This is a genomic window from Nostoc sp. FACHB-110, assembly GCF_014697425.1.
In the GTDB taxonomy this organism is placed as follows: domain Bacteria; phylum Cyanobacteriota; class Cyanobacteriia; order Cyanobacteriales; family Nostocaceae; genus Nostoc_B.
The window spans coordinates 109,217-117,104 of the sequence record NZ_JACJRU010000023.1 but is presented as its reverse complement, the minus strand read 5'-3'; the positions used below and the strand labels follow the sequence as shown (position 1 = coordinate 117,104).

The window sequence follows — 7,888 nt, the reverse complement described above, 5'->3', positions numbered from 1 at the left end:
GGAGCATCCAGTTTAAATCTCACAGCTAGCTATTTTAGTTATGTTTCCTAGTCTGGGAAAAAGCAGGGAACAGTCATATCTCAATCAACAAATTGAGGACTTACGCACAAAGATTATCTGTGGAGATTGGGTTAATGGGTGAAAGGGTATGGGGTGTAAGGATTTTGAATCAGTACACCCCTATACCCCTGAACCCCTACACCCTCGCCAAAACCCTTGATTTTTCGTTTTGATGCGTAAGTCCTAAACCTTCACCCAAGCGTATTGGTGTATAGAGGGGTCAGAGTTGGATAATACACCCCTACACCCTTGACTTTATTCCGCTTCTTTCGCCGCCTCTGCTTTATCAATCATGGGGACAACTAGCACCTTATCGACGCGATTACCATCCATATCCATGACTTCAATTCGCATCCCTTCCCACTCAAAATGATCGGCGGCGGCGGGGATGCGGCCTAAATGGTTGATGACAAAGCCTCCCAAAGTTTGATAGCTAACGCGTTCGTCAGATTCCCACTCTTCCATCTCGAACAGTTCAAAGAACTCATCTACGGGTAACATTCCATCTAGTAGCCAGGAACCATCTTCGCGCTGCACTGCTTGGGGTTCATCTTCTCCGGGATCTGCGGGAACATCACCGACGATTTCGCTCATGATGTCGTTAAGGGTGACTAATCCTTGAATTACGCCGTATTCATCCACCACAATGGCCATGTGGGTGATAGTTTGCTTGAATAATTCCAATACTTTCAAGCCACGGGTGCTTTCTGGGACAAATACAGGTTGACGTAAACCCACTGTTAAATCTAGAGCTTCATTCCGAAAACTGCGGGCGAGTAAATCGGTGACAGGGATGATCCCCAAGACATTATCCAGCCCTCCCTGACAAACTGGATACCGCGAATAACCATTTTCAGTCATTTTTTGGCGGTTTTCTTCGGCGGTGTCTTCTAGGTCTAGCCAGATGATATCAGGGCGGGGTGTCATAAAAGAACTGACAGGGCGATCGCCTAAACGAAAAACTCGCTCTACCATATCCTGTTCGGCTTCTTCAAAGGTTCCCGCTTCTGTGCCTTGCTCAATCAGAATTTTAATTTCTTCTTCGGTGACTTGCGGCTCTTCTGAGGGGGTGATTCCTAAAATTCGCAACACCAATTCTGTAGAAGCACTTAATAAATGCACTGCTGGGGAAGCCATAGCCGCTAAAGCCCGCATTGGTATAGCAACAAACGCTGCAATTCTTTCTGGGTTGTTTAATGCCAATCGCTTCGGCACTAATTCCCCGATAATCAGAGATAAATACGTAATAATTAAAACGACTATCCCAAAAGATATTGGTTCGCTGTAAGGAGCCAAAAAGGGGATAAGTTTTACATATATTGCCAGTCGGTTAGCAATTGTCGCTCCCCCAAAGGCGCCAGTCAGGATACCAATCAAGGAAATTCCGACTTGAACGGTAGATAAGAAATTATTGGGAGACTCTGCTAGTCTCAATGCTGCCCTGGCTTTGGCATCTCCTTGATTGGCAAGCTGCTGAAGCCTGACCTTTCGCGCTGAGACAATAGCCATCTCCGACATCGAGAAGATCCCGTTGGCAATAATTAGTACCAAAATGATTAAAATTTCAGAAGTGATGGAGGACATGTTTGGATTTGCCGCTATAGGGAGCGAACTATGCTTAACCCTTAGTATGTAGTATTAAACGTTAATTAAAGTGCTGACATAAAGTACTTCGATCACAAAAGGACAAAGCCTAAAGGATGAAATTTATACTCAGAGGCAGTAGAAGCCAAAAAGTAAATTTATTACTAATGGTGGCATTTGCGCTTTGAAAATGTCTAAATTCTCTGACTAAAGCTATATAATTCATACTTCTGTTGACTATATACAAAGTCGTAGTTTAACTTTTTAAATCTATATATTTATATTTCAATCATCATTCTTCCACAGAAGTAATAAGTGGAGTGTCAACGCTTTTAAAATAGTGAACATAAACTACCTATAAATTTTCTTATCACTGAAGACTTCCACCTCTAGTAGAACTTATGGCATTTTCTTCTATTGTGCGTGCCTTGGCTCGATCGCCACTCACCACCGAACTACTTACTAAGCTCAATCGGCAACAAGAATTACGCTTAAATGGCATTCCCCGCCTACCCAAGGGCTTGGTAGCATCGGCATTAGCACAAAATTCAGGAAGGAATTTATTTGTCGTCTGTGCCACCCTAGAAGAAGCCGGACGCGCCTACGCTCAATTAGAGGCGATGGGCTGGTCAACAGTACATTTTTACCCCACTTCCGAAGCATCACCTTACGAACCTTTTGACCCCGAAACGGAAATGACCTGGGGACAAATGCAGGTTTTGGCGGATTTGGTGAAGGGTCAGTCATCAGTTAACAGTCAACAGTCATCAGTTAATGGTCAAAATAAAACTATAGCGGTGGTTGCTACTACGGGGGCGTTACAGCCGCATTTACCGCCGCCAGAGGCTTTTACACCTCTAAGTCTGACTTTGACTAAAGGGATGGAATTTGACCTGAATACTTTCAGTACCAAAATTACTACCTTGGGTTACGAGCGAGTACCTTTGGTAGAAACAGAAGGTCAATGGAGTCGGCGCGGTGATATTGTCGATGTTTTTCCGGTTTCTTCAGAATTGCCTGTGCGCTTGGAATGGTTTGGCGACGAAATTGAGCAAATCAGAGAATTTGACCCATCAACCCAGCGTTCTGCTCTTGACAAAATTAATCAGGTTGTGCTGACACCGACTAGTTTCACTCCCATAATTTTGGACGCACTCAAGGACAGTGCTGAGTTCCGAGTGTTGAGTGCTGAGTTGAAGAATGAATCGGAACTTACAACGGAAGAATCGGGAGTTTTAGAAGGAAGTCGCAGATTTTTGGGTCTAGCGTTTGATAAACCCGCATCAGTTTTAGATTATCTGCCTGAAAATACTTTAATCGCCATTGATGAACCAGAACAATGTCATGCCCATAGCGATCGCTGGGTGGAAAATGCCCAGGAACAATGGTCGCTGGGGACTGGGGAATTAGATTTGGGTTCTCTGCAATTGCCGAAAATTCATCGGTCGTTTGATGATTGTCTAACTGAACTGACCCAATTTCCCACTGTATATTTATCAGAAATCGCCGAGGAAAACAACGGAATTAATTTAGCGAGTCGTTCTGTACCTGTGACACCGCATCAGTTTGGTAAGCTGGCAGAAACATTACGCCAAGAACGCGATCGCAATTTCTCAATTTGGTTAATTTCTGCCCAACCTTCCCGTTCTGTCTCCTTACTCCAAGAACACGACTGTCCAGCGCAGTTTATCCCCAACCCGCGCGACTACCAAGCCATTGAAAAGCTACAAATCAACCATACCCCAGTCGCCTTAAAATACTCTGGTTTGGCGGAACTGGAAGGGTTTATTCTGCCAACTTTCCGTTTAGTTGTTGTCACAGACCGGGAATTTTACGGTCAGCATTCCCTCGCCACACCAGGATATATCCGCAAACGTCGTAAGGCTGCTTCTAAGCAAGTTGACCCGAATAAACTGCGTCCGGGAGATTATGTAGTTCACAGAAGCCACGGGATAGGTAAGTTTGTCAAATTGGAAAGTTTGACGATTAACGATGAAACCCGTGATTACATCGTTGTACAGTACGCCGATGGTTTGTTGCGGGTGGCGGCTGACCAAGTTGGTTCTTTATCCAGGTTCCGCGCCACAGGCGATAAAGCCCCAGAACTGCACAAAATGACCGGGAAGGCTTGGGACAATACCAAGAACCGCGTCCGTAAAGCTATTAAGAAATTAGCGGTAGACTTGCTGAAATTATATGCAGCGCGATCGCAACAACAAGGTTACGCCTATCCCCAGGATATGCCTTGGCAAGAGGAAATGGAAGATTCTTTCCCCTATCAACCTACGACAGACCAGCTAAAAGCCGTCCAAGATGTCAAACGGGACATGGAAAGCGATCGGCCAATGGATCGGTTAGTATGTGGTGACGTTGGTTTTGGTAAAACGGAAGTCGCAATCCGCGCCATTTTCAAAGCTGTGACTTCTGGTAAACAAGTCGCACTCCTCGCACCAACTACCATCCTCACCCAGCAACATTACCACACCCTGAAAGAACGCTTTGCCCCCTACCCTGTGAATGTCGGCTTACTTAACCGCTTCCGTACTGCTGAAGAACGTCGGAATATCCAAAAGCGATTAGCAACGGGTGAGTTAGATATCGTTGTTGGTACACACCAACTTTTAGGGAAAGGTGTATCATTCCGCGACTTGGGTTTATTGGTGGTGGATGAAGAACAAAGATTTGGGGTGAACCAAAAAGAGAAAATCAAATCTTTGAAGACTCAGGTTGACGTACTCACACTTTCCGCCACACCCATTCCCCGTACCTTGTATATGTCCTTGTCGGGGATTCGGGAAATGAGTTTGATTACCACACCACCCCCAACCCGCCGACCAATTCAAACCCATCTTTCACCCTTGAATCCTGAAACAGTCCGCAGTGCAATTCGCCAAGAACTAGATCGAGGCGGACAGGTATTTTATGTAGTCCCGCGCGTGGAAGGAATTGAAGAGACGACAGCCAAATTGCGCGAGATGATACCGGGGGGAAGATTTGCGATCGCTCACGGGCAAATGGACGAAAGTGAGTTAGAATCAACCATGCTCACCTTTAGTAATGGTGACGCAGATATTTTAGTATGTACAACAATTATTGAATCTGGTTTAGATATTCCCCGCGTCAACACCATCTTAATTGAAGACGCACACCGTTTTGGATTAGCGCAACTATACCAATTACGCGGTCGTGTCGGTCGTGCAGGTATTCAAGCCCATGCTTGGTTATTTTATCCTAAGCAACGTACCTTATCTGATGCAGCACGGCAGAGATTACGGGCGATACAAGAATTTACTCAACTTGGTTCCGGCTATCAATTGGCGATGCGCGACATGGAAATCAGGGGTGTGGGTAACTTGCTGGGTGCAGAACAATCTGGTCAAATGGATGCGATCGGTTTTGATTTGTACATGGAAATGTTAGAAGAAGCGATTCGAGAAATTCGCGGTCAAGAAATACCCCAAGTTGATGATACGCAAATTGACCTCAACCTCACTGCATTTATTCCTGCTGATTACATTCCCGATATTGACCAAAAGATGAGTGCGTATCGTGCAGTAGCATCTGCCAAATCGAAAGAAGAACTAGCGCAGATTGCAGCAGAATGGAGCGATCGCTATGGTACTTTACCCGTTCCCGCCAATCAACTTTTGCGCGTCATGGAACTAAAACAAATAGCGAAAAAATTAGGATTTAGCCGCATCAAACCAGAAAACAAACAACACGTAATTTTAGAAACCCCAATGGAAGAACCTGCATGGAATTTACTTGCAGCCAACTTACCAGAACATCTCAAAACCCGCTTTGTTTACTCCCCTGGTAAAGTCACAGTCCGAGGTTTAGCCGTGATGAAAGCCGACCAACAATTGCAAAGCTTAATTGATGCAATGGGGAGAATGCAAGGTGCGATCGCAGAGGCGGCTGTTGTTTAATACATCTTTTAGTTGATGAAACAGCGACTGTTCATTAGTATCGGTGAGATATGATTTAAATGCTAATGTTCTGGTGTCTTCACCCAAATCGATGTAAATATTAAATACGCTGTAGCTTAGAATTTGCTTATTGAGTTCGATAACTCATCCATAACAAGTCTTAGGCTCAAGGATAGCTGAACAGAAATTTTAGGGCATGATCGCTAAAGGAATACGGCAATGAAAATTAAAGTCAAAAATCTTGGTGCTTTAAAGCAAGCCGAATTCACACTTGGCGAATTGACTATAATTTGTGGCTGCAATAATACGGGAAAGACCTACGCTACTTATGCCTTATTTGGCTTTTTATCTACTTGGCAAGATAGGTTGTCAATCAAAATTAATACTGACAAGATTAACCTGCTTCTTACTGACGGTGTAGTTCGTCTTGATATACAAGAATATGTCAAACACTCTGAAAACATTATTACTAAAGGTTGTCAGGCTTATACTAAAGAATTATCAAAAGTTTTTGCAGCACCAGCCGAACGATTTAAAACAACAGAGTTTCAGATCAGTCTTGATGTCCAAAATATTCCTCTGAAAAGCGGATTTAATCTAAAAATTGGTTCTGGTGAGGTATCACTTTTTTCTATTACCAAAAGTGAAGAGAGTACAGAATTAGTTGTAACTCTGCTGGTTGAGAAAGAAAAAGTAAAAATTCCCACAGAAATCCTTGAGGAAATCATTAGCGACGCACTAAAAAAGATTATTTTTGATCAGTTTTTCCCTAACCCTTTCATAGCCAGTAGTGAACGGACTGGGGCTGCAATTTTTCGTAAAGACTTAGATTTTGATCGTAATCGCTTGCTAGAAGAAATTAGTCGTGTTGGACAAGATATCAATCGAGTAGAACTGATACTTAAAGATTTTGGAGATTATGCTCTACCGATAAAGAAAAATGTTGATTTTATACGGCGACTTGAAAGCATTGTCAAAAAAAATAGTTTTATCGCGGAAAATCATCCTGATGTGCTGGCGGATTTTGCCAAAATTATCGGTGGTGAGTACACAGTTACCCGCAATGATGAGCTTTACTATTTGCCGACGGGTAAACGTGTCAAGCTGTCTATGGATGAAAGTTCCAGTGCGGTGCGTTCTCTACTAGACATTGGTTTTTATCTGAGACATGAGGCTCAACTTGGCGATTTACTCATGGTAGATGAACCCGAATTGAACTTGCACCCCGAAAATCAACGTTGCGTCGCACGGCTATTTGCTCGATTAGTAAACCTGGGTATTAAAGTTTTCATCACCACACACAGTGATTATATTATCAAAGAACTGAATACACTGATCATGCTCAACCATGATAAACCTTATCTCAAACGAATTGCCGAAAAAGAAGGTTATCGACAAGAAGAACTAATATCTGCTGAAAAAATCAAAGTCTATATTGCGGAAGAAGAACTGATAATACCAGATGGTAAAACAAAAAGACAAAAATGCCAGACCCTGGTACCAGCAGAGATTGATCCACAACTAGGTATTGAAGCCCGTAGTTTTGACAAAACAATCGAAACAATGAATCGCATTCAGGAAGCGATTGTCTGGGGTGAAGAGTAATGTCTGATATCGCTATCCTCAAAGAGATGATTCAGGAAAATGCTACAGTACCATTGCAAGAACACTATGACAAAAAGAAAGTCATACTCACCGAACTGACAGATCCTAAATATTCGGTAACTATTTATGGGATGCCTAAAGATGATGAAGTCATTGTAATTAAGGCAGATAATTTTGAATCACCAAAGACGATATTTCAAGGAAAGCGTGGTGAATGCAAACGTGCAGATTTTGTCATCATTGCTGATACAGAGGACAAAAAAGTTATTCTCTATATTGAAATGAAGGGAGGAAAAGGCGGTTCAGAAATAGAAATCATTCAGCAACTTAAAGGAGGGGAGTGTTTTATTGCTTATTGTCAAAAAATTGGTCAGTCATTTTGGAATCAGCAAAATTTTCTCAGCGATTATGTATATCGTTTCGTCAGCATTAAGGAAATTAGTATTGCCAAGCAAAAAACACGTATTAGTCGCCAAACTAACAATCATGACCGTCCAGATAAAATGCTAAAAATTAGCTCACCAAATTACCTTCATTTCAATCATTTGATCGGAGGATGATAGGTAATAGCTCTCCTCAACTTTGTTCACAATTTGTGCGATCGCCAATTCATGATACGCCTACGAAAATTAACGTTGCAATGAGTGTTGATTGATGGCGTAATCTAGATTGAAAGTGTTGCCTTTGAGATTCATTATTAACAACTGCAA

4 protein-coding genes are annotated in these 7,888 nt (G+C 42.7%); 3 read left to right on the top strand and 1 reads right to left on the bottom strand.

Annotated features, from left to right (window positions below; translation table 11 throughout):
* Positions 1-315: 315 nt before the first annotated feature.
* On the bottom strand, positions 316-1,644 hold the full coding sequence (locus tag H6G69_RS20305) for a hemolysin family protein (RefSeq protein ID WP_190690927.1): 1,329 nt from the start codon (positions 1,642-1,644) through the stop codon (positions 316-318).
* Positions 1,645-2,045: 401 nt separating this feature from the next.
* Between H6G69_RS20305 and mfd the strand changes: the two genes are divergently transcribed.
* From mfd to H6G69_RS20290, 3 genes are all read left to right on the top strand, one after another.
* Positions 2,046-5,573 carry a transcription-repair coupling factor gene (mfd, locus tag H6G69_RS20300; protein WP_190690926.1) on the top strand — a complete coding sequence of 1,176 codons (3,528 nt, stop codon included), beginning with the start codon at positions 2,046-2,048 and terminating at the stop codon, positions 5,571-5,573.
* A gap of 219 nt (positions 5,574-5,792) precedes the next feature.
* The gene (locus H6G69_RS20295; protein WP_190690925.1) at positions 5,793-7,178 is read left to right on the top strand and encodes an AAA family ATPase; all 1,386 of its coding nucleotides are present in this window, start codon (positions 5,793-5,795) and stop codon (positions 7,176-7,178) included.
* Positions 7,178-7,738, top strand: coding sequence for a hypothetical protein (locus H6G69_RS20290; protein WP_190676101.1), 561 nt, complete (start codon positions 7,178-7,180; stop codon positions 7,736-7,738). The genes H6G69_RS20295 and H6G69_RS20290 overlap by 1 nt, the downstream gene beginning before the upstream one ends.
* The last annotated feature ends 150 nt before the right edge of the window (positions 7,739-7,888 follow it).